3 protein-coding genes are annotated in these 2,599 nt (G+C 69.4%); 1 reads left to right on the top strand and 2 read right to left on the bottom strand.

Annotated features, from left to right (window positions below):
- The coding region (locus V7Z97_RS20055; RefSeq protein ID WP_334165340.1) for a ClpX C4-type zinc finger protein at positions 1-328 on the bottom strand (328 nt) is incomplete at its 3' end.
- A gap of 222 nt (positions 329-550) precedes the next feature.
- Between V7Z97_RS20055 and V7Z97_RS20060 the strand changes: the two genes are divergently transcribed.
- Positions 551-1,201: an HAD-IB family hydrolase gene (locus V7Z97_RS20060; protein WP_334165341.1), complete on the top strand. Its 651-nt coding sequence runs from the start codon at positions 551-553 to the stop codon at positions 1,199-1,201.
- A gap of 7 nt (positions 1,202-1,208) precedes the next feature.
- On the opposite strand, the gene otsA is transcribed toward V7Z97_RS20060, so the two are convergent.
- A complete protein-coding gene (otsA, locus tag V7Z97_RS20065) occupies positions 1,209-2,597 on the bottom strand; it encodes an alpha,alpha-trehalose-phosphate synthase (UDP-forming) (RefSeq protein WP_334165345.1) in 1,389 nt (462 codons plus the stop codon).
- Positions 2,598-2,599: the final 2 nt, after the last annotated feature.

The following is a 2,599-nucleotide window of genomic DNA, read 5'->3' on the forward strand; positions in this document are numbered from 1 at the left end:
CCAGCTCGACGTCGTTGTTCTTCGTCGCGTGGTTCAGGCGCTTGTAGTGGTTGTGCACCGCGACCGAGAGGACCTTCTTGGCGTGGTCCTGGCCGATCACGTAATCGTCGAGCACCTCACGGATTTCCTTCGGCGTCGGGACGCCGTCCTTCGACTTCACGAAGGAGATCTTGTGCTCTTCGCGGATGATATCCATGCACAGTTCGACGCATTCATCGCAGATGAACACGGTCGGGCCGGCGATAAGCTTGCGGACCTCGTGCTGGCTCTTGCCGCAGAAAGAGCAGTAGAGCGTGCTCTTCGAATCTCCGCTCGCGGCCTTGGTCATGATCTTGTTCTCACTCTATCAGGCAACGCCGCCGACGCCGGCCGCGCCGCCCCGCAGGACGCCTGCGCCCCTACAATGCAGATTACGCGCCGCGGGTTGTCTAAGTCTTGACATTCCTCGATCCGGCTAAGGATCACAAGCCTTCGCTCGCCGGAGCGACAATTGGCGGCGCGGCGCCGCGGAGCGCGGCGCCTGATGGACCTAAATGGGAAACGGGCCGAAATGGCACAAGAGTTCGCAGCGGCCCCGTCCCACGGCGATACGCCGGAGGCCGACGTTCCGGTGGTGGCCTTCGACTTCGACGGGACGCTGACGGTCAAGGACAGCTTCACGGCCTTCCTGAAATGGCGCGCCGGTCCGGTGCGCTATGCGCTGGGCCTCGCACGACTCGTGCCAGCCGCGGCGGCCTACCTGTTCCATCGCGACCGTGGCCGGATCAAGGCGGCGGCGGTGGGGGTGTTCCTGAAGGGCGTCCCCCACGACCGGCTGGAGGCCGACGCCCGCGCCTTCGCCGAGAGCCACGCCCGCAAGCTGCTGCGGCCCGACGCGGTGGCGGCGTGGAAGCGCTGGCGCGACCAGCGGGTGCGGCTGGTGATCGTCACCGCCTCGCCCGACATCGTGGTGGCGCCCTTCGCCCGCGGCCTGGGGGCCGACGCGATCCTCGGCACCCAGCTCTCCTACGATCCGGAGAACCGGGTGCTGGGCGCCTTCTCCGGGCCGAACTGCCGGGGGCCGGAGAAGGTGGTGCGGCTGAGGGAGGTGTTCGGCCACGACGTGAGGCTGAAGGCCGCCTACGGCGACACCAGCGGCGACACCGAGATGCTGGCCATGGCCGAGATCAAGGGCTTCCGGGTGTTCACGGGCAAGCCGTAGGAGGCCCCTAGGCCTCCCGCAGCGGGGCGGCCAGGAGGGCGCCCACGAAGGCGTCGCGCCAGGCGGTGACGTCGAAGCGCTTGACCCCGTCCATGAGGGTTTCCCAGCGGCGCAGGCGCTCGGCCTTCTCCATGGCCAGCCCCCGGCGGATGGCGTCGGACATGTCCTCGCGGCTGAACGGATTGACGATCAGGGCCTCGGTCATCTGTTCGGCGGCGCCGGCGAACTGCGACAGGATCAGCACGCCGGGATCGGCGGGATCCTGGGCCGCGACGTATTCCTTGGCCACCAGGTTCATGCCGTCGCGCAGCGGGGTGACGAGGCCGATGGCGGCGGCGCGGTAGATGCCGGCCAGCTCGTCGCGGCGGTAGCTGCGGTTGACATAGCGGATCGGCACCCAGTCAGCGGTGGCGAAGGCCCCGTTGATGCGGCCGGACACCCCGTCGAGGCGAGCGCGGATCTCCTGATAGGCCGGCACCTCGTCGCGGCTGGGCGTGGCGATCTGCAGGAGGAAGACCTGCTCGTGGGCCTCGGGCGTGCGGGTGAGGAACTCCTCGTAGGCCAGGAACCGCTCCTCGAGCCCCTTGGAGTAGTCGAGCCGGTCGACGCCGACGATCATGCGGCGGCCCGCGAGGCTGGTCTCCATGCGCTGGCGCCAGGCGTGCGCCGCCTCGCCTTCCGCGGCGGCCACGAAGGCCTCGGTGTCGAGCCCGATCGGGAAGGCGCCCAGCCGGATGGTGCGGCCGAAGGCGGTGACCTCGCCGTCCGGACCGATCGTGCCGCCCGCCTCGAAGGTCACGTACTCCTGGAAGGCGGAGAGCGCGTCCTGGGTCTGGAAGCCCACGAGGTCGTAGTCGAACAGGGCCTGCACCAGCTCGGCGTGGTTCGGCAGGGTGGTGAACAGCCGCCGGGGCGGCCAGGGGATGTGCAGGAAGAAGCCGATCCGGGCGCCGACGCCGCGGCGCCGCAGCTCCCGGCCCAGCGGGATCAGGTGGTAGTCGTGGACCCAGATGAAGTCGTCCGGCTCCAGGAGCGGCAGGACGGTGTCGGCGAAGCGGGCGTTGACCCGCGAATAGCCCTCGTCGAACGAGCGCTCGTAGGCCGACAGGTCGATCCGGTAGTGCAGCAGCGGCCAGAGCGTCCGGTTGGCGTAGCCGTTGTAGTACTCCTGCCGGTCCTGCTCCTCGAGATCGACGGTGGCGACGGTGACGCCGCCCCCGCGCTGGAACGACAGGTGGCCGGTGAAGGTCTCGGTGGTGCGTCCGCTCCAGCCGAACCAGACGCCGTTGTGCTCTCGCAGCGCCGCCGACAGGGCCATGGCGAGGCCGCCGACGCTGGCGCCGTGCTCGTCGCCCGGCGGGCTGACGCGGTTGGAGATGACGATCAGGCGTCCCAGGG

This window comes from Phenylobacterium sp. (assembly GCF_036821595.1).
GTDB lineage: Bacteria > Pseudomonadota > Alphaproteobacteria > Caulobacterales > Caulobacteraceae > Phenylobacterium.